The sequence below is a fragment of the Mesocryomonas lacus genome (assembly GCF_055730105.2).
This window is the reverse complement of sequence record NZ_JBUZWF020000005.1, coordinates 217725-237326: the sequence shown is the minus strand read 5'-3', so window position 1 is coordinate 237326 and position 19602 is coordinate 217725. Positions and strand designations below refer to the sequence as shown.

The following is a 19602-nucleotide window of genomic DNA, read 5'->3' as shown; positions in this document are numbered from 1 at the left end:
AGCCTCACGCCGAAACGGTCTCGGCATCGCGCGCGAAGGCGCCGGTCGCAGGGTCGAGGCGGCCGGACCATTCCCACTCTGCGGGCCCGGTCATCACCACGCGGTCGTCGTCGCGCCAGTCGATCAGGAGATCGCCGCACGGGACCGTGACGGTCACGCGCCGTCCCGTCCGGCCGGTACGGGCGCCGGAGACCGCGGCGGCGCAAGCGGCCGAGCCGCAGGCCCGGGTCAGCCCGACGCCGCGCTCCCAGGTGCGGATGGTCATCGCATCATTTGCGGTGACGCGGGCGATCGAGATGTTGGCCCGCTCGGGAAAGATCGGGTGGTTCTCGAGGATCGGGCCGAAACGGTCGAGCGCATAGGACCAGACGTCATCGGTTACCCAGAAGATCGCATGCGGATTGCCCATCGACGCGACCGAAGGCGAGTGCAGGATCGGCGCGTCGATCGGTCCGATCTGCAACTCGATGGCGCGGGTGTCATGAAACTCCTCCGCGAGCGGAATGTCATGCCAGCCGAATTTCGGCGTGCCCATGTCGACGGAGATCAGCCCATCGGCATGTTCTTCCGCAAACAGGATGCCGGCCTTGGTCTCGAAGGTGAATGTCGGCTTGCCCAGCTCGGCCGCCATCGCCTGCACCACGCAGCGCATGCCGTTGCCGCAGGCGCCCGCTTCCGAGCCATCTGCATTGATGATCCGCACGAGCGCATCGGTGCCGTCGGTGACGGGATCGTGGATCGCCATGATCTGGTCGAACTTCGTCTCCGCCCGGCCCGCCAGCGCGATCGCGGCCGCCGGCAATATCCGCCCGCTGCGCCCGCGCAGGTCCGCGACGAGGATCTCGTTGCCGAGCCCGTTCATGCGCGCAAAGGGGACCGAGGTCCCGGGATCAGAGGCGTCTGTCATGCCGGCTATATGGCGGAAACGGCGGCCGATTACCAGTTTTCGAAACGACGGGAAGGACGCGCATCCTGCGCCTTGACTTCGATCAGATGGTCGCCGCACTTTCATCCTCGCCGAAGTCCGTCGGCGTCGTTGTCGCCGCGGTAACGGCGAGCGGTCCCGGCAGGGGCGATCCCAATCCGTGCGGCAACTGCACGACTTGCCCCGGCCAGCCCGCGACGAAGCGCTCCGCCGGCAGATCCCACCGCGCCAGCGCCTGGGACAGGCGCAGCACCGGGTCCTCCTCCGCCTCGTCGGTCAGCTGGAACGTGCCGAAATGGCTGCCGAGCGTCAGCTCTGCTTCCAGGAACCGTGCGCCGCGCACGGCCTCGTCCGGGTCCTGGTGCTGGGGGCGCATGACGGTGCGCGGCTTGTAGGCGCCGATCGGCAGCACCGCGAGCGCCGGCGGCCCGAACTTTTGCCGCGCGGCGCGGTAGTTGATCCCGCCATGGAAGCCGCTGTCGCCGACGCAGTAGATCAGCCCGGCCGGGGTCTCGAAGGCGAATGAGGCCCAGAGCGTCATTCGCCGGTCGAGCGCCCCGCGCGCCGACCAATGATGCGTCGGGTCGAGCGTCACCGCGACCGCGTCGTTCAGCACCACGCGGTCGTGCCAGTCGTGCGCCGAGACGTCGGCGCCCCGCCGAAAGCCGCGGATCAGCGTGTCGCAGCCGAGCGGCGCGATGAAGCGCGGCCGGTGCACGTCGAAGAGCCGCTGCAGCGTCGCGCTGTCCATGTGGTCGTAGTGCGAATGCGAGACACAGACGACGTCGATCTCCGGCAGGTCCTCGAAGCGGACCGCCGGCGGGTTGAACCGTTTTGGCCCGAAAGGCGCCGCGCAGCGCTCCGACCAGACGGGGTCGATGAGGATGTTCAGCCCGCCGACCTGCAGCAGGAAGCTCGCATGCCCGACCGCCACCATCCGCGCGGCATCGCCGCCGACGCGGGCCGGCGGCACATCGAGCGGCAAGGGGCTCGGCACGCTCGGCGGCCAGCGCTCCCGCTGCCCCGAGCGCTGCCACTCCCAGATCGCCTTGAGCGAGGCCGGCATCTCGCCGCCGGGGTTGAAGAAGCGGGTGCCGTCGAAATGGTCGGAGATCAGGCCGCGGTAATAGGGATTGGCGAAGGGTTTCATGGATGGCCTTAGGGATCGCCTGCTGAACATCGTGCGAGACGTCATGACAGATGGTGCCGCGCGGTGCGATCCGCAGGGGGCTTCAGATTTGCCACCGATCCCATTCGCGCACGGCCCTTCGTTTCGGTCTGCGTCGATGCCGCTCGAGTTCGGCGCGATCAAGGCCGACATCGTTCAGCAGGCGGTCATCGAGCTTGTCGAGAACGTCCTCCAGCGCTCGCGCCTCCGCATCCACCCGTAAAAATAGTGCGTCGCGCCAAAGCGCCACCCGCCGCCGCAACCCGAAAATGCTGCTGTACCATGCCATTGTCGATCCTCCGGCCGTCATCCTCGGAGCCGTGAAGGCATTTGACCAACGAGTTCCAGGCGGCCTAGTCATGACGAATACGAATACCGGGGGAGGGATGCGACAGATGGCCAACGGACTCGACAGCGACCTCCTGCGCACCTTCGTTGCGGTTGCCGACACGCTGAATTTCACCCGTGCCGGCGAGATCGTTGGGCGGAGCCAGTCTGCCGTCAGCTTGCAGATCAAGCGGCTGGAAGATGTCGTGGGGTCTGTGCTGTTCGATCGCGGACCCCGAGGTGTGGCCCTGACGGCGCAAGCCGAAATGCTGCTCGCCAATGCGCGGCGGATCATTGCCCTGATCGACGAGACCGCTGCGGCGATGCCGCTTCGGCCGCTGAACGGCCCCGTTCGGATCGGGGTCCCGGAAGAGTATAGTCACACCCTCCTACCGAAGGCGCTTGGCGTGTTTGCCAAGCTGCATCCACTGGTCGAGGTGACGGTCAAGTACGGCCAGTCTGCGGCCCACCGGCTGGCTTTCGAGGCGGGCGATCTCGATCTTGCCGTGGTGTTCGAGCCCTCAGGCAGCGTCATGGCCGAGCCGTTGATGATCGACCCTACCGTCTGGGTGACGTCATCGGTGCATTGTGTCCACGAGAACCGCCCCTTGCCTGTGGCTCTCAACGACACGCAAGGCTGGTGCCGGGCTGCGGCGCTCGCCTCGCTGCAGAAGTTGGCGGTGCCGTTCCGCATCGCCTACACCGCCGACACCAGTGGTGCGCTGCAGGCTGCCGCGACCTGCGGCCTGGCGATCGCACCGCTGTCACGAAGTCATATTCCGCATCAGTGCCGCGAGTTGACGCTGGAGGAGGGGTTCGACGTCATTGATGCATCGAGTGTCGGCCTGCTGCAGAATGCCAACTCTCGCGCTTCTGCCGTCTCTGGCATGGCCGACGCAGTCCGCGATGCGTTTACTTTGAAGCTGGGGCTGTCCTGAGGTCCACGCGTGGGCAAGTTTGACCATTGCGGCCGCGAGGGTATTGGTCAGGCTAGCAGCTGTAACCCATGCTTCTGCACGATCGCCAAGAGCTTGACCGCCGGGCCGCTTGGCTTCTTGGCACCGTTCTCCCATTTCTGGACCGTCGACGCGCTGGTGTTGAGGTAGCGCGCGAAGATCGGTTGGCTGACGTTCTGGCTTTCCCGAAGCGCCTTGATCTCGTCCGGCTCGAAGGTCGGGGGCACATCGATGCAAGTGGCGTCGAAGCTGCGAAGCGTGGCCTTGTCCATGGCCCCGACCGCATGCAGCGCCGTGGCGGACGCATGGATGGCCTCGAAGGCGTCCGACTTAAACTTCGTGGCCATTTTCGATTTCCTTCCAGTGGCCGCTGTCGATCAGTTGCTGAACCTGAAGGGGAACCAGGTTGCCATAAAGATGCGCGGCCCCATAGAGTTGTATAGCACTGCGTCCTATGGAGGCCAAGATGTCGCCGTACCACGCCCGCGCTTTTCTTGACCCTTCCGCCCAAGCGTGCTTTACGTCTCCCAAATCCGCGACTGTCCGTCCGCGAGCCGCCGACCGTGCCCCTCCCGTCGACCCCGACGAGCCGCACGGAGGTCACCATCCGCCAGCGAGTGTCGCCCGCGGATGACGCTTTGCTTTGGGCTGTCGCGGACGTTGCGGTTGCTGGTCCGTCACCACATTTCGCAAGCATCACCGGCTCCCCAGGATGCCGGCTTGCGAAGAGGACGGAAGGGAAGACATGTTCGACTCATTGCAGAACCGGCTCGGTTCGATCCTGAACGGCCTCACCGGCCGCGGCGCCCTGTCCAACGACGATGTGTCGGCGGCGCTGCGCGAGGTGCGCCGGGCGCTGCTCGAGGCCGACGTCGCGCTCGAGGTGGTCCGCTCCTTCACCGACAAGGTACGCGAGAAGGCCGTCGGCGCCGAGATCCTGAAGTCGATCAAGCCCGGGCAGATGGTCGTCAAGATCGTCCATGACGAGCTGATCGCCATGCTCGGCCAGGACCAGGTCCCGGTCGATCTCAACGCGCCGTCGCCGGTGACGATCATGATGGTCGGCCTGCAGGGCTCGGGCAAGACGACGACGTCGGGCAAGCTCGCCAAGCGCCTGACCGAGAAGCAGCGCAAGAAGGTGCTGATGGCCTCGCTCGACACGCGGCGCCCCGCCGCGCAGGAGCAGCTGCGCATCCTCGGCGAGCAGACCGGCGTTGCGACGCTGCCGATCATCGCCGGGCAGGACCCGGTCGAGATCGCCAGCCGCGCCGCGCAGGCCGCGCGCCTCGGCGGCTACGACGTCCTGATCCTCGACACCGCCGGCCGCACCCATATCGACGAGCCGCTGATGCTCGAGATGGCCGAGATCAAGGCCCGCTCAGCGCCGCACGAGATCCTGCTCGTCGCCGACAGCCTGACCGGCCAGGACGCGGTGAACCTTGCGCGTTCCTTCGACGAGCGCGTCGGCATCACCGGCATCGTCCTCACCCGCATCGACGGCGATGGCCGCGGCGGTGCGGCGCTGTCGATGCGCGCAGTCACCGGCAAGCCGATCAAGCTGATCGGCACCGGCGAGAAGATGGACGCGCTGGAGGATTTCCATCCCTCCCGCATCGCCGACCGCATCCTCGGCATGGGCGACATCGTCTCCCTCGTCGAGCGGGCGGCCGAGAACATCGACGCGGAAAAGGCCGCGGCGATGGCCAAGAAGATGCAGTCGGGCAAGTTCGACCTGAACGACCTCGCCGACCAGATCCGCCAGATGCAGAAGATGGGCGGCATGGGCGGCATGATGGGCCTGATGCCCGGCATGGGAAAGATCAAGGACCAGGTCGCCGCCGCCGGCATCGACGACAAGCTCCTGAAGCGCCAGCTGGCGATCATCTCGTCGATGACCGCGGCCGAGCGCGGCAATCCCGACCTTCTCAAGCACAGCCGCAAGAAGCGCATCGCGGCCGGCTCCGGCACCTCCTCCGCCGACATCAACAAGCTTCTCAAGATGCACCGGCAGATGGCCGACGTCATGAAGTCGATGAACAAGGGCAAGGGCGGCATGATGGGCCAGCTGATGGGCGGCCTCGGCGCCAAGCTCGGCCTCGGCGGTGGTGCCGGCGGCATGGCGGGCATGCCGGACCTCTCCAAGATGGACCCGAAACAGCTCGAGGCCATGGCCAAGATGGCCCAGTCGGGTGGCATGCCCGGCGGTATGCCGGGCCTGCCGAAGGGCTTGCCCCCCGGCTTCGGCGGCGGTGGCGGTCTTCCCGGCCTGCCCAGCGGCTTCCCAGGACTTCCGGGCCTTCCCGGCAAGAAGAAATAGCCGGTCTTTCCCGGTTTGCAGAACCTCTGACACTCAAGAACTCAACGCAAGGAACCTAAAATGCCCCTGAAGATGCGTCTCGCCCGTGCCGGCTCCAAGAAGCGCCCCTACTACCACATCGTCGTCGCCGACGCCCGCTCGCCGCGCGATGGCCGCTTCGTCGAGACCCTCGGCTCGTGGAACCCGATGCTGCCGAAGGACGCCGCCCGCGTCACCTTGAAGGAAGACCGCATCAAGCATTGGCTCGGCGAAGGCGCCCAGCCGACCGACCGCGTGCTGCGCTTCCTCGACCAGGCGGGCATCGCCAACCGTCCCGAGCGCAAGAACGAGACTAAGGGCCTGCCGGGCAAGAAGGCGCAGGAGCGCATTGCCGAGCGCGAGCAGAAGGTGATCGACGCCCGCGAGAAGGCCGAGGCTGACGCCGCCGCCGCCGCCGAGGCTGCTGCCGCTGCCGAAGCTGCCGCCGAGGAAGCCAAGAACGCCCCGGCCGAAGAGGCTGCTGCCGAGGACGAGACCCCGGCTGCCTGATCGGCTTTGCCGGAAGATTCTTTCGGCTGAATAAAACCGGCTGGGTGAACCACCCGGCCAAGTGAACAATGAGTGAGCGGCGCCTTCGGGCGCCGTTTGCGTTTGGGTGCTTAGTCGCCCGAGGACGCGGCATCCATCCGTGCGGCCAGCCGCAGGATCTCGTTCACCCGCTCTTCCCAGTCCGGGCTTTCCGCCAGATGATCAAGCAGATCGACGTCGAGGGCGAGTTCCACGCGCCGCTTGGGGCGGGCGAGCCGAACCTCGCGGCTCTCGTCGAATTCCATCGGCGGGTTGTCGGGGTCCGTCAGCGCCACCACGGTCATGCCGAGATCTTCCGCCCAGCTGATCTCGTCCAGCTGCCGACTTGCCGTCTGCTGGGCCAGTGCGCGGGCATCAGCGTGACGCGGGGTGGTCGACATAGCGCCTTTTCTCCCTGGCATTGTCCTTGCGCAACGAGATGATCCTCGTTTTCCCGGCGCGGCCGGCGCAGCTCAGGCAGCACGATCATGCTAATTTCCGGCCCTCGGTGGCAACGCCGACTTGACGAGCCGGACAACTCCTCGCAGACGTTCGCTCTCGCCTTACAAGCCCCGTCATCCTCGATCGGATTGCCCCGTGCCAGACGCCAAGTTCCCGAAAAACCCCATCCTGCTCGGCGTCGTCGGCGGGGCGCACGGGATCAAGGGGGAGGTGCGGATCAAGTCCTTCACCGAGAATCCTACCGACATCAAGGCCTATGGCCCGCTCGTCGACGCCAAGGGCAACACCTATACGATCCGCTCCGCGCGCATCCAGAAGAACGTGGTGGTGGTGACGATCAACGAGATCTCCGACCGCAACGGCGCGGAACTCCTGAACGGCACCGAGCTCTTCGTCGACCGCAGCGCGCTGCCGGAGGACGACGCGGACGCGTTCTACCAGTCCGACATGGTCGGCATGACCGTCGAGACGACGGACGGGCAGCCGGTCGGCACCGTCATCGCCTTCCATGATTTCGGCGCCGGCGAGGTGGTCGAGATCAAGCCGGAGCGCGGCTCTTCGGTGATGATCCCGTTCTCGGAGGCCGCCGTGCCCGAGATCGACGTTGAGCGCCGGGTGATGATCGTCGAGCCGCTGGCGGCCGGCCTCGTCTCCACCCCGGACGAGGACGAGGCGGAAGCGCGCGCGGCGGCGGAGCAGGAGGAGAAGTGAGCTTTCGCGCCACCGTCCTGACGCTCTACCCCGAGATGTTCCCGGGGCCGCTCGGCGTCTCGCTCGCCGGGCGGGCGCTGGAGCGCGGCGACGTGACGCTCGAGACCGTGCAGATCCGCGACTTCTCGGTCGGTCGCAACCGCATGGTCGACGACACGCCGTCCGGCGGCGGCGCCGGCATGGTGCTGCGTGCCGACGTGCTCGGCCGGGCGATCGACCATGCCGCTCCCGAGGGTGACGAGCGCCCGCGGCTCCTGATGAGCCCGCGCGGCCGGCCGCTGACGCAAGGTTTTGTCCGCGAGCTCTCCGCCGGCCCGGGCGCGGTGATCGTCTGCGGGCGCTTCGAGGGCGTCGACGAGCGGGTGATCGAGGGGCGGGGCCTTCGGGAGGTTTCGATCGGCGATTACATCCTCTCCGGCGGCGAACTCGGCGCGCTGGTGCTGCTCGATGCCGTCGTGCGGCTGCTGCCGGGCGTCATGGGCAACGCCCAGTCCGGCGAGACCGAGAGTTTCGAGACCGGCATGCTGGAGCACCCCCACTACACCCGCCCGGCGGAATGGGAAGGGCGCAGCATTCCCGCGGTGCTGACCTCGGGCGACCACGGCGCGGTCGAGCGCTGGCGCCGGGCGCAAGCCGAGCAGCTGACGGCCGAGCGCCGACCGGACCTCCTGAAGGGCTGACGCCGCGCTTTCTCCGGCGGATCGCACCCCTCTCTCAGCGCGCTGTCAGAACGTCCGCGGAATCGCGCCCTTCCCAACTCGACAAACCGCCCCCTTCCGTGTAAGGCACGCGCGTTCCTCAGAATAACTTGACCGTATCGACGGCCATGACCGGGACACCCGGCATGAAACAAAGAGAGGCTCACGCCCATGAACATCATTGCTGAACTGGAAGCTGCTGAGGTCGCGCGCATTGCGGCAGTCCGCACCATCCCGACCTTCTCCCCTGGCGACACGCTGCGCGTCAACGTTCGCGTCACGGAAGGCACCCGCACCCGCGTGCAGGCCTACGAGGGCGTCTGCATCGGCCGCGCCGGCGCCGGCATCCAGGAAAACTTCACCGTCCGCAAGATCTCCTACGGCGAGGGCGTCGAGCGCGTCTTCCCGATGTACTCGCCGATGCTCGAGAGCGTCGAAGTGGTCCGCCGCGGCCGCGTCCGCCGCGCCAAGCTCTATTACCTGCGCGATCGCCGCGGCAAGTCGGCCCGTATCGTCGAGGCCACCAACGTTCGCGCCCGCAAGCTGAACGACGACGCCCGCCAGATCGTCATCAACGAGAAGGCCAAGGCCGACGCCGTGAAGGCCGAAGCCCGCCAGGCGACGCTCGATGCCGCCGCCGCCGAGGCCAACGCCAAGGAAGCCGCTGCCGCCGAGGCTGCTGCCGCCAAGGACAGCGCCGCCGAGTAAGATCGGTACGGCTCGAAACCACCTTGAAAAGCGGCCTCCGGGCCGCTTTTTTTATGCCGGGTTCTGGGGAGGATCGACATGGATGCGTTCGCTGCGGCCAATCTGAAGAACTGGGACGAGCGGGCGGGTCTCCACGCCAGCGACACCACCGGCTCCTACCGCATTGCCGCGGTGCTGGCCGGCGGGTCGAGCCTCCACGCCATCGAGGCGGCCGAGATCGGCGATCTCGCAAACCGCGACGTCGTGCACCTGCAATGCCATATCGGCCTCGACACGCTGTCGCTGAAGCATCTTGGCGCCGCCTCCGTCACTGGCCTCGACTTCTCGCCGGCCGCGATCGCCGCCGCCCGCGATTTTGCCGCGCAAGCGGGCACCGAGGCGCGGTTCGTCGAGGCATCGGTCGATGCGGCGGTCGAGGTCCTGGGCGCCGCGCAGTACGACATCGCCTTTGTTACCTGGGGCGCGATCAACTGGCTGCCTGATCTCGGCGCGTGGGCGCGCGTCGTTTCGGCTCTGCTGCGGCCGGGCGGCAAACTCTATCTGCTCGAGAGCCATCCGGTGATGAACCAGATGGTGGCCGAAGACGGGCGGCTGTCCATCGGCTTCGACTGGCAGACGCCGCCGGAGGCACCGCTCGCCTTCGACGAAGTCACCACCTATACCGGCGACACGCGCCAGATCCAGAACACCCGCAACTATGAGTGGCTGCATCCGCTCGGCGACGTCGTCGGCAGCGTGCTCGGCGCGGGGCTTCGGCTGGATTTCCTGCATGAGCACGACCAGATCGCCTGGCGCGCCTTCCCCGGCATGATCGAGACCGGCGAGGACCTCTTCAGCCTCCCCGACGGCATGCCGAAAATTCCGCTCGCCTTCTCGCTGCAGGCGACAAAGCCCGCCTGAAGCACCGTAAGACCGGCGGGTTTCAGCAGCGGGCTGATGTCCCATTTTCGCCGCCTCTGAGTGTCGCAAGCCTCAACGATCGTCATCCTCGGCCGCGGCCGGGGATCCATGCCGCCGCGCTATCGGCTCTGCTTCAGATGAGGAAGAACTTTCCTTCACCGCCGAACCCTCTTTCAGGCCTCGGCATGGGTCCCCGCGCTTCGCGCGAGGATGACGAATTTTTGGGGCTGTGACAGCATCAGGATCTCTTCGACCCGCTCCAGTTCACCAGTTCATCGAAGCGTCAGGCATGAAAAAACCGGCCGCCTTTCGGCGACCGGTCTCTGTTGCACCCGAAGCGAGGTTAGCGCGACTTCTTGTAGAGCTTCGAGGCGATCTCGAACATTTCCTCCGGCGCGTAGTCCGGGGTGAAGGCCGAGGGAACGCCGGTCAGCTGGTGGATCTTTCCGCCTTCCGGATGGCCCTCGACAACCTCAAGCTCGCCCTGGGGGTCGCCTGGCAGTGCCATTTCGCCATTGCCCCAGATGCCCGCCATGTCCTTGTAGTCGTTCGGCGAGAACGTGTAGAGGCGGCGGTGCGAGCCCTCGTCGAGGTACTTCTGGCATTCCGGGATCTTCGACAGGTCGATGTTCGGCGTCGGCAGGAAATCCTTGATCTTCACGCCGGTGATCTTCTCCAGCGCCAGCGCGTAGGCATGTGCGTGTACCGAGCCGCGCACCAGGAGATAGCCGCAGACCTCGCGGCCGGTTGGGTCGGTCAGCGTCTCGTAGACCCTGAGCTTGTGCAGACGCGCGCCGCATTCGAGGTGGAAGTTGTGCAGGAGATCGACCACGACATTGCCGGTGGTGGTGATGAAGTCGTTGTTCCACGACGCGCCGTTCGAATTGACGGGCATCGCGCCGCCGGCGCCGGAGAGGAAGGCGGCGGCGAGGCGGATGTCCTTCATGTCCTCGAAGGGAGCGCCGGAAATATCGCCGCCATCGCCCATGTCGCCGTCCTTCTTGTCCGGCCCGTTGTTCAGCATGGCGACACCGTTCGACACCAGCTCAACATGGCCGAGCTCTTCGGCGGTGATCGAGGCGACGAGGCTGTAGAACGGCTTCAGCTTGTCCTTGGAACGGAAGTTGAAGCTCTGGAACATGTAGTTGCCGAGCGTCGACATCTCGCCGTACTTGCCGCCGAGCAGTTCCTGCAGCGCTGCTGCCGCATTCGGATCCGCCCGCTTCGGCGCCGGCAGTTCGGCCTGTAGCTTATCAATGCGCATGAACATGGGAGATCTCCGGGTTGGGAATGACTAAAATCAATCCCAGCTTGGAGCGGCCGTTCCCAAATAACGGCGCGGTTCAGGCTAACGAGCGTTATCGCACAAAGTATCTCATCCGTTGTTGTGCTTGAGTTTGTCTGAGATCGCGACCGCATCGCGTCGCGATGACATAACCATCTCCGTAGTCGGTGCTGAGTAACATTTGTTGTCGGAAGCGTTCGCTCGCTCAATTTACGTTTCGGACCGCGCGGTTGATTCCCTGTCCATGTCATACGCATGCAGGCTTGTGAAAGCCGGTAGCCATCCCTCCCGCCTGATCATCCAAAGCTCATATGTCGGCGCGAACTGGTCCGTCTTATTCAGTGCTCCAAGACTGACCTCGACCTCGTCGCCGCTGCGCCCGAACACGGACGAACCGCAGTTCGAGCAGAATGATCTCCCCATGAATGTTCGCGTTTCGCCTGTAATCGTCACCGCGTCCGCCGGGAAGATGGCCGAGGCGTTGAACAGCGAGCCGGACTGCTTGCGGCAGTCGAGGCAGTGGCAAAGGCCGACGCGGTAGGGCTCTCCCGTTGCCGTGAGGCGCACGTTGCCGCAGAGACATCCGCCGGTGACCTGATTCATGCTGCGTTTCCTCCCGCCACCACCATCGGTACCACAATTAAGCCAGCCACCCGGCCGGACCAGCCTGGAATGGCTCCATTGTCTTGGCGTCGGCAGATTGCTATTTTGGCGCCATGCATCCGGTCCGCTCCACTTCCGCTGTTCTGCCGACGACGCTGGGCTTTTCCCCGCTCGACGACCGCACGCGGCTGCCCGGCCGGTTCTTCTATCGGTTGATCGACGGCATCGGCCTACGGGTCTGAACGCGTCCCGCGGGCGTCAAAGCCCGCGTCTTCACCCGATAGGCCTCGCCGGCGCGCCGGCTCTCCAGGATATTTCCATGACCGCCAAACCCCGCACCCTCTATGACAAGATCTGGGACGACCACCTCGTCGACGAGCGCGACGGCAGCGCGCTGATCTACATCGACCGCCATCTCGTGCACGAGGTGACGAGCCCGCAGGCCTTCGAGGGGCTGCGCATGACCGGGCGCAAGGTCCGCCATCCCGAGAAGACGCTGGCCGTGGTCGACCACAACGTCTCGACCGCCCCCGACCGCTCGCTCGGCATCAAGAACCCCGAGAGCCGGCTGCAGGTCGAGACGCTGGCGATGAACACCGAGGCCTTCGGGATCGAGTATTACGCGCAGACCGACAGGCGACAGGGCATCGTCCACATCATCGGCCCCGAGCAAGGTTTTACGCTGCCCGGCATGACCATCGTCTGCGGCGACAGCCATACCTCGACGCACGGCGCTTTCGGGGCGCTGGCGCATGGCATCGGGACGTCCGAGGTCGAGCACGTGCTGGCCACCCAGACGCTGATCCAGGCGAAGGCGAAGAACATGCAGGTGGTGGTCGATGGCGTGCTGCCGCCCGGCGTCACCGCCAAGGACATCATCCTCGCCATTATCGGCCAGATCGGCACGGCCGGCGGCACCGGCTACGTCATCGAATATGCCGGCGAGGCGATCCGCGCGCTGTCGATGGAAGGGCGGATGACCATCTGCAACATGTCGATCGAGGCGGGCGCCCGCGCCGGCCTGATCGCGCCGGACCAGACGACGTTCGACTACGTGGAAGGCCGTCCGCGCGCGCCGAAGGGCGAGAACTGGACGAAGGCCGTGGAGTACTGGAAGACGCTCGCGAGCGACGAGGGCGCTCATTTCGACGCCGTCGTGCGGCTCGATGCGGCGAACCTGCCGCCGATCGTCTCCTGGGGCTCCTCGCCCGAGGACGTCGTCAGCGTCGACGGCGTGGTGCCCGATCCCGAGGCCATCGAGGACGAGAACAAGCGCGCCTCCAAGCACCGCGCGCTGGAGTATATGGGGCTCACCCCCGGCACGAAGATGACCGACATTGCCGTCGACCGCGTCTTCATCGGCTCCTGCACCAATGGCCGCATCGAGGATCTGAGAGCCGTCGCCGGCATCGTCGAGGGCCGCACCGTGGCCTCGACCGTCTCGGCGATGATCGTGCCGGGCTCGGGCCTCGTGAAGGAGCAAGCGGAGAAAGAAGGTCTCGACCGGATCTTCATCGCCGCCGGCTTCGACTGGCGCGAGCCGGGCTGCTCGATGTGCCTCGGGATGAACGAGGACCGCCTCTCGCCGGAGGAGCGCTGCGCCTCGACCTCGAACCGCAACTTCGAGGGCCGCCAGGGCTTTAAGGGCCGCACCCACCTCGTCTCGCCCGCCATGGCGGCGGCGGCGGCGATCGCCGGCCACTTCGTCGACGTGCGCGGCTGGAAGTAGCCGATCCCAGTGGCGGCGCGCCAGCGCCGCCACCCTTTAGGGCCTTCACGGCGGCGCACCAGCGCCGCCGCCCCTGACGGCCTTTACGGCGGCGCACCAGCGCCGCCACCCCTTACGGCCTCTACGGCGGCCCCAGCGCCGCCACCTTTCCGGCGCTGCTTCGATGCGGCCGATCGACGCTTCGCGCTTGACCCCCAAGGCGATCCGGGCGAGATCGCTCGCATGGAAACCTTGCCGCTCCCGGACATCGACATCCAGCTCCTCCGCTTGAAGGATGCGCGCGATCTCGCGCCACTGCTCGCGGACTATGTGCAGGCGGTGTTTCGCGGCGCGCCCGGCGCGCCCGACAAGGTCTATGCCGAGCAGCTGCTGCAGGACCGGACGGCGGAGATTCTCGGCGCGCGGCTCGACGGCGAGCTCGTCGGCTTTCTCGTCTTCTACGACCTGCCGGACCCCTGGACCGGCATGCGCTCCGGCCTTGCCGACCACATCTTCGTCCACCACAAGCACCGCCGGAAGGGCATCGCCAAGGCGATGGTCGATCTCCTCGCCGAGGCCTCGGACACCCGCGGCTGGTCGAAGCTCGTGCTGCACGCGCCGCGCAACCCGGAAAACGGCCGCCAGCTCTACGAGCGCATCGCCGAGCCGGCGGACTGGTCGAGCTACGTCATCCGCTTCGACGACCGCTGACGGCCGGCGCCGGCAGGCGACATCTTGACGCCCTCCCGGACGGGAAGGCAGCCCAAAGGCGGGTAAATCGATTCAGGTCGATACCGCCGGCATTCTTGATTAGAATGGCTCTTGCTTTCGCAAGTGCGATACGCCTTTTACGACCTATACATTACCGGCGCCCGGGACATTGTTTCACGTGAGACACCGACGGGCGGCCGGACAGGAGGCAGATTTGTCCGAGTTGAAATCCGCAAGGCCGCTGTCGCCGCATCTGTCGATCTACCGGTTCCGGCCGACCATGGCGATGTCGATATTGCACCGCATCACTGGCGCGGCGCTCTATGTCGGCACGCTGCTGGTGGTCTGGTGGCTGGTCGCCGCCGCGAGCGGCCCGGAACATTTCGCCACGGCCTCCTGGTTCTTCGGCTCCTTCCTCGGCCGTCTCATCCTCTTCGGCTACAGCTGGGCGCTGCTGCAGCACATGGCCGGCGGCATCCGCCACTTCATCTGGGATACCGGCCACGGTCTCGACAAGGAAACCTCGACCAAGCTCGCGCTGGCGACGCTCGGTTTCTCCCTCGTCCTCACCGCGATCCTCTGGATCGCCGTCATCGTTATCTGAGGGGTACACCGATGAAAATGCGCACCGATCTCGGCCGCGTCCGCGGCCTCGGCTCCGCCAAGGAAGGCACCGGGCATTTCTTCACCCAGCGCCTGACCGGCATCGCCAACCTCTTCCTCATCACCGCTTTCGTCATCTTGCTGATCGCCTTGCACAACGGCACCTATGCCGACGTGCGCATCGCCTTCACCAACCCGCTGGTCGGGCTGATCATGGCGCTGGTCGTCGTCTCCGGTGCCGTGCACATGCGCATCGGCATGCAGGTGATCATCGAGGACTACGTGCATGGCGGCCTGCGGGTCATTCTGCAGATCCTCAACACCTTCTTCGCGATCCTCGTGGCGGCCGCCAGCCTGTTCGCGATCGTCAAGCTGAGCTTTGGAGCCTGACCCATGGCCGAGACCCACAAGAACGCCCCCGCCCCTGAAGGCCAGCCGCACCGCGGTGCCGGCCCAGGCATCAACGGCAAGGCCTACACCTTCACCGACCACAGCTTCGACGTCGTCGTCGTCGGCGCCGGTGGCGCGGGCCTGCGCGCGACGCTCGGCGCCGCCCAGGCCGGCCTCAAGACCGCCTGCATCACCAAGGTCTTCCCGACCCGCTCGCACACCGTCGCGGCCCAGGGCGGCGTTGCCGCCTCGCTCGGCAACATGGGCGCCGACAACTGGCGCTGGCACATGTACGACACCGTCAAGGGATCGGACTGGCTGGGCGACCAGGACGCCATCGAATACTTGGTGCGGGAAGCGCCGAAGGCGGTCTACGAGCTCGAGCATTTCGGCGTGCCGTTCTCGCGCACCGAAGACGGCAAGATCTACCAGCGGCCTTTCGGCGGCATGACCACCGATTTCGGCAACGGCCCACCGGCCCAGCGCACCTGCGCTGCCGCCGACCGGACCGGCCACGCGATCCTGCACACGCTCTACGGCCAGTCGCTGCGCTATTCCTCGGAATTCTTCATCGAGTATTTCGCGATCGACCTGATCATGGACGAGGAGGGCGCCTGCGTCGGCGTCGTCGCGCTCTGCCTCGACGACGGCACGCTGCACCGCTTCCGCGCCAAGAAGACGATCCTCGCCACCGGCGGCTACGGCCGCGCCTACTTCTCGGCGACCTCCGCCCACACCTGCACCGGTGACGGCAACGCCATGGTGCTGCGCGCCGGCCTGCCGCTGCAGGACATGGAGTTCGTGCAGTTCCACCCGACCGGCATCTACGGCGCCGGCTGCCTGATCACCGAGGGCGCGCGCGGCGAGGGCGGCTACCTCACCAATTCCGAAGGCGAGCGCTTCATGGAGCGCTATGCCCCCTCGGCCAAGGATCTCGCCTCGCGCGACGTCGTCTCCCGCTCGATGACGATGGAAATCCGCGACGGCCGCGGCGTCGGCAAAAACAAGGACCACATCTTCCTGCACCTCGACCATCTCGATCCGAAGATCCTGCACGAGCGCCTGCCGGGCATCTCGGAATCGGCACGGATCTTCGCCGGCGTCGACGTGACCAAGGAGCCGATCCCGGTGCTGCCGACCGTCCACTACAACATGGGCGGCATCCCGACGAACTATCACGGCGAGGTGCTCACCAAGAAGGACGGCAATGCCGACACCGTGGTCCAGGGCCTGATGGCGGTGGGCGAGGCGGCTTGCGTCTCGGTGCACGGCGCCAACCGGCTCGGCTCCAACTCGCTGATCGACCTCGTGGTGTTCGGCCGCGCGGCGGGCCTGCGCTGCGCCGAGACCGTGCAGGCCGGCGCCTCCCAGGCGCCGCTGCCGGCCAATGCCGGCGAGAACTCGCTCGCCCGGCTCGACCGCTTCCGCTACGCCAAGGGCTCGACCTCGACGGCGGACCTCCGCGACGAGATGCAGCGCACGATGCAGTCGAACTGCGCCGTGTTCCGCACCGGCGAGATCCTCGAAGAGGGCCACCAGAAGATCCACCAGGTCTGGAATGCCTCCGACGACGTCAAGATCACCGACCGCTCGCTGATCTGGAACACCGACCTCATCGAGACCATGGAATACGACAACCTGATCAGCCAGGCGGTCGTCACCATGGACTCGGCCCTTGCCCGCCAGGAATCGCGCGGCGCCCATGCCCGCGAGGATTTCCCGGACCGCGACGACGCCAACTGGATGAAGCACACGCTGTCGTTCTGCGACACCGAGGCGAAGACCGTCTCGCTGGAAGACCGGCCGGTGCATACCTACACGATGTCGAACGAGATCGAGTACATCCAGCCGAAGAAGCGGGTTTACTAAGCGCCCAGCCAAGGGCAGCACAGGACGGGTGAAAAGTGCGGGGCGATTGTACACAATGATTGTGTGCAATCGCCCTTTGCGTTTCAGGCCTTACGGGACCGCGTCGAACAGCACGCGGTTGACGGTCACACGGTTCGGCTCGTCGCCCTTGCCGCGGATGATGGCGTAGATCACGTCCTTCTGCGACCGGTCCCAGGCAATGCCCTGGCCGTGGTTGTCGAGCGGGACGGTGGCGACCCAGTCGAGCACGGGACCCATTTCCGGCAGTTGCATGACATAGGCTTCCGCGGGGTCGTGGCCGGAGAGGTAGAGCCTGCCGTCCGGGCCCCACGAGCCGCCGGAGTTCGACATGTCCTCGAACTTCTCGACGACGGCCTCGGGGATGGTCCACTGCTCCACCGGCTGCCAGTCGGCGTCGAAGCGGACGATCTGGGTGTTGTACTTGTTGCCGTAGGCGATCGGGCTCTTGCCGAAGACGCGGTTGTAGTTGGCAAAGCCGCCGTACCACCGGCCATCCGGTCCCTTGTCGACCCAGGTGAACGAGCCGATCTGGATGCCGAAGGAATGGGTCGCGACGTGGGTCAAGGTTGCGGCGTCGAAGATCTCGAGCGAACTCGCCATCGGCCATTCCGGATAATTGGAATGGGCGAGGTAGATCCGGCCGTCGACCACCGTCGCGCTGTCGAAATGCTGGATCGGGCCGCCTTTCGGCCGTTCCCAGGTCTTCACCAGCTTCTGCGTCCGCTTGTCGTATTTGGCGATCTTGCGGTTGTCGATCGCATAGAAGAAGTCGGCATCGACGGCGACCGCCTGGTTGGCTTCCGGCACGACGTAGGAGGCGATGCTTTCCGAACGCATTTGTGGCGGTTCGCCGGCGGCGAAGGCCGCGCCGGTGAGGGCGACGATGGCGACACAGGCGAGGGTGCGAAGGCAAGCGGGGGTCATGTCGGCACTCCGGGGCGGGATCGGTAAGCCTGACTGTCTAGGCCTGCGCGATGAAGCGCCCGTGACAGGCAGCGCGGTATGCCGCAGTCTTCAGGGCGCGGGACCTATACGTGGGACCTCGCCAAGCCGCTCCCATGGCGCTAGGTCTCGTGACGGGACACCGGCCAAACGGCTCTTCAAGCAGCCGACGATATCCTTGGGAGAATTTCATGCCTTCATTCATCCGCGCCGGACTGCCGGCCCTTTTCGCTCTCGGGCTGGCCATGCCGGCCCTGGCGCAGACCGCTCCGACGGCACCGATGGCGCCGGCCGCCGCGCCCGCGACCCCCGGCGCCGCGCCAGCAACCCCGGGAGCTGCGCCAGCGACCCCAGGCGCCGCGCCGGCAAAACAGTTCGAGATCCCGCGGGCGGGCGACAAAGCGACGCAGATCGAGCTGATCACCGGGCTGTGCGGCATCCAGATGAAGGAGATGTCGAAGGAGGCTTGCCACTGCCTCGCCGAGCAGACGCTGACCGGACTGTCCGATCCGCAGCGCGACTATCTCATCGCCACCGTCGTCGCGCCGCCGGTCGCCGACCGCATGCTGGCGGATGGCCGCGTCGGCCAGCCGGACCAGGGCGTCATCTTCGATTTTATCAGCAAGACGGCCGATTCCTGCGCCACAGGCAAGTTCGTCGCCAAGCCGGATGCGGCCGCCAAGCCCGCGATGCCGGCGGCGCCAGCCGTGCCGATGACGCCGGCAACCCCGGCCGTCCCCGTCAAACCCGCGCCGTAACGGGGAGGCGATCGGCCGCCCCCGATTAAATCGGTTCGCACGCGGATCGCGCCATGGGCTCCGGAAAAGCCCATGGCCGTAAGGGCCTTACAGTGGATTCCTTGCTGGTGTTTTGCAGTGCACGCTCTTATATCTGCATCGATTCCAAACTGGCACCGGATCCCGTCATGGTCGAGCTCACCCTCCCGAAGAATTCCCGGATCTCCAAGGGCAAGGTCTGGCCGAAACCGGAAGGGACGAAGAACGTCCGCGAGTTCGGCATCTACCGCTGGTCGCCGGACGACGGCGAGAACCCGCGGCTCGATACGTTCTACGTCGATCTCGACGATTGCGGCCCGATGGTGCTCGACGCGCTGTTGTGGATCAAGAACAAGGTCGATTCGACGCTGACGCTGCGCCGCTCGTGCCGCGAGGGCATTTGCGGCTCCTGCGCGATGAACATCGACGGCTCCAACACGCTCGCCTGCACCAAGGGCATGGACGAGGTGAAGGGCGCCATCAAGGTCTACCCGCTGCCGCACATGCCGGTGATCAAGGACCTCGTGCCGGATCTCTCTGTGCCCTATGCGCAGCTCCGCTCGATCGAGCCCTGGCTGCAGACCGAGACGCCGGAGCCCGAGAAGGAGTGGAAGCAGAGCCACGACGACCGCGCCAAGCTCGACGGTCTCTACGAGTGCATCCTCTGCTTCTGCTGCCAGACCTCGTGCCCGTCCTACTGGTGGAACGGCGAGCGCTATCTCGGTCCGGCCGTGCTGCTGCAGGCCTATCGCTGGCTGATCGACAGCCGTGACGAGGCGACCGGCGCCCGGCTCGACGAGCTGGAGGACCCGTTCCGGCTCTACCGCTGCCACACCATCATGAACTGCACGCAGTCCTGCCCGAAGGGGCTGAACCCGGCGAAGGCCATCGCCGAGATCAAGAAGATGATGGTCGAGCGCCGCGTCTGATCGCCGCGGCGAGCGTCCCGTTCCCGTGGGAGCGGGGTGCATCTGGC

At 66.3% G+C, this 19602-nt stretch carries 22 protein-coding genes; 14 read left to right on the top strand and 8 right to left on the bottom strand.

Features of this window, described 5'->3' with window-relative positions; translation table 11 throughout:
* Nucleotides 1–4: 4 nt before the first annotated feature.
* The 3 genes from dapF to ACZLZQ_RS18265 all read right to left on the bottom strand — a co-directional run bounded on the left by dapF (nucleotide 5) and on the right by ACZLZQ_RS18265 (nucleotide 2382).
* On the bottom strand, nucleotides 5–907 hold the full coding sequence (gene dapF / locus ACZLZQ_RS18275; protein WP_472950572.1) for a diaminopimelate epimerase: 903 nt from the start codon (nucleotides 905–907) through the stop codon (nucleotides 5–7).
* A gap of 82 nt (nucleotides 908–989) precedes the next feature.
* Complete coding sequence (locus ACZLZQ_RS18270; RefSeq protein ID WP_472950571.1) at nucleotides 990–2075, bottom strand: MBL fold metallo-hydrolase; 1086 nt, start codon at nucleotides 2073–2075, stop codon at nucleotides 990–992.
* 82 nt (nucleotides 2076–2157) lie between these two features.
* Complete coding sequence (locus ACZLZQ_RS18265; protein ID WP_472950570.1) at nucleotides 2158–2382, bottom strand: hypothetical protein; 225 nt, start codon at nucleotides 2380–2382, stop codon at nucleotides 2158–2160.
* A gap of 106 nt (nucleotides 2383–2488) precedes the next feature.
* Between ACZLZQ_RS18265 and ACZLZQ_RS18260 the strand changes: the two genes are divergently transcribed.
* Nucleotides 2489–3358, top strand: coding sequence for a LysR family transcriptional regulator (locus ACZLZQ_RS18260; protein ID WP_472950569.1), 870 nt, complete (start codon nucleotides 2489–2491; stop codon nucleotides 3356–3358).
* Nucleotides 3359–3405: 47 nt separating this feature from the next.
* Here ACZLZQ_RS18260 and ACZLZQ_RS18255 read toward each other — a convergent pair whose 3' ends face one another.
* Nucleotides 3406–3723, bottom strand: coding sequence for a helix-turn-helix domain-containing protein (locus ACZLZQ_RS18255; RefSeq protein WP_472950568.1), 318 nt, complete (start codon nucleotides 3721–3723; stop codon nucleotides 3406–3408).
* 398 nt (nucleotides 3724–4121) lie between these two features.
* On the opposite strand from ACZLZQ_RS18255, the gene ffh reads away from it, so the two are divergent.
* Nucleotides 4122–5693, top strand: a complete 1572-nt coding sequence (gene ffh, locus ACZLZQ_RS18250; RefSeq protein ID WP_472950567.1) for a signal recognition particle protein — start codon at nucleotides 4122–4124, stop codon at nucleotides 5691–5693.
* Between the two features lie 60 nt (nucleotides 5694–5753).
* Entirely contained in the window at nucleotides 5754–6221 is a 468-nt protein-coding gene (gene rpsP / locus ACZLZQ_RS18245; protein WP_472940723.1) for a 30S ribosomal protein S16, read from the top strand.
* A 110-nt stretch (nucleotides 6222–6331) separates the two neighbouring features.
* Here the strand turns inward: rpsP and ACZLZQ_RS18240 are convergent, their stop codons facing one another.
* Nucleotides 6332–6640: a BrnA antitoxin family protein gene (locus ACZLZQ_RS18240; protein ID WP_472950566.1), complete on the bottom strand. Its 309-nt coding sequence runs from the start codon at nucleotides 6638–6640 to the stop codon at nucleotides 6332–6334.
* A gap of 196 nt (nucleotides 6641–6836) precedes the next feature.
* Between ACZLZQ_RS18240 and rimM the strand changes: the two genes are divergently transcribed.
* The 4 genes from rimM to ACZLZQ_RS18220 all read left to right on the top strand — a co-directional run bounded on the left by rimM (nucleotide 6837) and on the right by ACZLZQ_RS18220 (nucleotide 9718).
* Nucleotides 6837–7412, top strand: a complete 576-nt coding sequence (gene rimM / locus ACZLZQ_RS18235) for a ribosome maturation factor RimM (protein WP_472950565.1) — start codon at nucleotides 6837–6839, stop codon at nucleotides 7410–7412.
* Complete coding sequence (gene trmD / locus ACZLZQ_RS18230) at nucleotides 7409–8092, top strand: tRNA (guanosine(37)-N1)-methyltransferase TrmD (RefSeq protein WP_472950564.1); 684 nt, start codon at nucleotides 7409–7411, stop codon at nucleotides 8090–8092. Before rimM ends, trmD begins: the two co-directional genes overlap by 4 nt.
* Before the next feature lie 189 nt (nucleotides 8093–8281).
* Nucleotides 8282–8818, top strand: coding sequence for a 50S ribosomal protein L19 (gene rplS / locus ACZLZQ_RS18225; protein WP_472935556.1), 537 nt, complete (start codon nucleotides 8282–8284; stop codon nucleotides 8816–8818).
* Between the two features lie 78 nt (nucleotides 8819–8896).
* Complete coding sequence (locus ACZLZQ_RS18220; protein WP_472950563.1) at nucleotides 8897–9718, top strand: class I SAM-dependent methyltransferase; 822 nt, start codon at nucleotides 8897–8899, stop codon at nucleotides 9716–9718.
* A 343-nt stretch (nucleotides 9719–10061) separates the two neighbouring features.
* Here the strand turns inward: ACZLZQ_RS18220 and ACZLZQ_RS18215 are convergent, their stop codons facing one another.
* Together ACZLZQ_RS18215 and ACZLZQ_RS18210 are read right to left on the bottom strand one after the other, a co-directional pair.
* Nucleotides 10062–10988 carry a manganese catalase family protein gene (locus ACZLZQ_RS18215; protein WP_472935558.1) on the bottom strand — a complete coding sequence of 309 codons (927 nt, stop codon included), beginning with the start codon at nucleotides 10986–10988 and terminating at the stop codon, nucleotides 10062–10064.
* A 225-nt stretch (nucleotides 10989–11213) separates the two neighbouring features.
* Complete coding sequence (locus tag ACZLZQ_RS18210; protein WP_472950562.1) at nucleotides 11214–11606, bottom strand: GFA family protein; 393 nt, start codon at nucleotides 11604–11606, stop codon at nucleotides 11214–11216.
* A 319-nt stretch (nucleotides 11607–11925) separates the two neighbouring features.
* Here ACZLZQ_RS18210 and leuC point away from each other — a divergent pair, with 319 nt between their 5' ends.
* From leuC to sdhA, 5 genes are all read left to right on the top strand, one after another.
* Nucleotides 11926–13335, top strand: a complete 1410-nt coding sequence (leuC, locus tag ACZLZQ_RS18205) for a 3-isopropylmalate dehydratase large subunit (protein WP_472935561.1) — start codon at nucleotides 11926–11928, stop codon at nucleotides 13333–13335.
* A gap of 222 nt (nucleotides 13336–13557) precedes the next feature.
* On the top strand, nucleotides 13558–14025 hold the full coding sequence (locus ACZLZQ_RS18200; RefSeq protein ID WP_472935562.1) for a GNAT family N-acetyltransferase: 468 nt from the start codon (nucleotides 13558–13560) through the stop codon (nucleotides 14023–14025).
* Between the two features lie 214 nt (nucleotides 14026–14239).
* Nucleotides 14240–14629, top strand: a complete 390-nt coding sequence (sdhC, locus tag ACZLZQ_RS18195) for a succinate dehydrogenase, cytochrome b556 subunit (RefSeq protein ID WP_472935563.1) — start codon at nucleotides 14240–14242, stop codon at nucleotides 14627–14629.
* 11 nt (nucleotides 14630–14640) lie between these two features.
* Nucleotides 14641–15018: a succinate dehydrogenase, hydrophobic membrane anchor protein gene (gene sdhD / locus ACZLZQ_RS18190; protein WP_472935564.1), complete on the top strand. Its 378-nt coding sequence runs from the start codon at nucleotides 14641–14643 to the stop codon at nucleotides 15016–15018.
* Between the two features lie 3 nt (nucleotides 15019–15021).
* On the top strand, nucleotides 15022–16887 hold the full coding sequence (gene sdhA / locus ACZLZQ_RS18185) for a succinate dehydrogenase flavoprotein subunit (protein ID WP_472935565.1): 1866 nt from the start codon (nucleotides 15022–15024) through the stop codon (nucleotides 16885–16887).
* A 90-nt stretch (nucleotides 16888–16977) separates the two neighbouring features.
* On the opposite strand, the gene ACZLZQ_RS18180 is transcribed toward sdhA, so the two are convergent.
* Nucleotides 16978–17832, bottom strand: a complete 855-nt coding sequence (locus ACZLZQ_RS18180; RefSeq protein WP_472950561.1) for a cycloisomerase — start codon at nucleotides 17830–17832, stop codon at nucleotides 16978–16980.
* Nucleotides 17833–18041: 209 nt separating this feature from the next.
* On the opposite strand from ACZLZQ_RS18180, the gene ACZLZQ_RS18175 reads away from it, so the two are divergent.
* Nucleotides 18042–18608 carry a hypothetical protein gene (locus ACZLZQ_RS18175; RefSeq protein ID WP_472950560.1) on the top strand — a complete coding sequence of 189 codons (567 nt, stop codon included), beginning with the start codon at nucleotides 18042–18044 and terminating at the stop codon, nucleotides 18606–18608.
* A gap of 167 nt (nucleotides 18609–18775) precedes the next feature.
* Nucleotides 18776–19555, top strand: coding sequence for a succinate dehydrogenase iron-sulfur subunit (locus ACZLZQ_RS18170; protein ID WP_472935568.1), 780 nt, complete (start codon nucleotides 18776–18778; stop codon nucleotides 19553–19555).
* Nucleotides 19556–19602 lie beyond the last annotated feature (47 nt).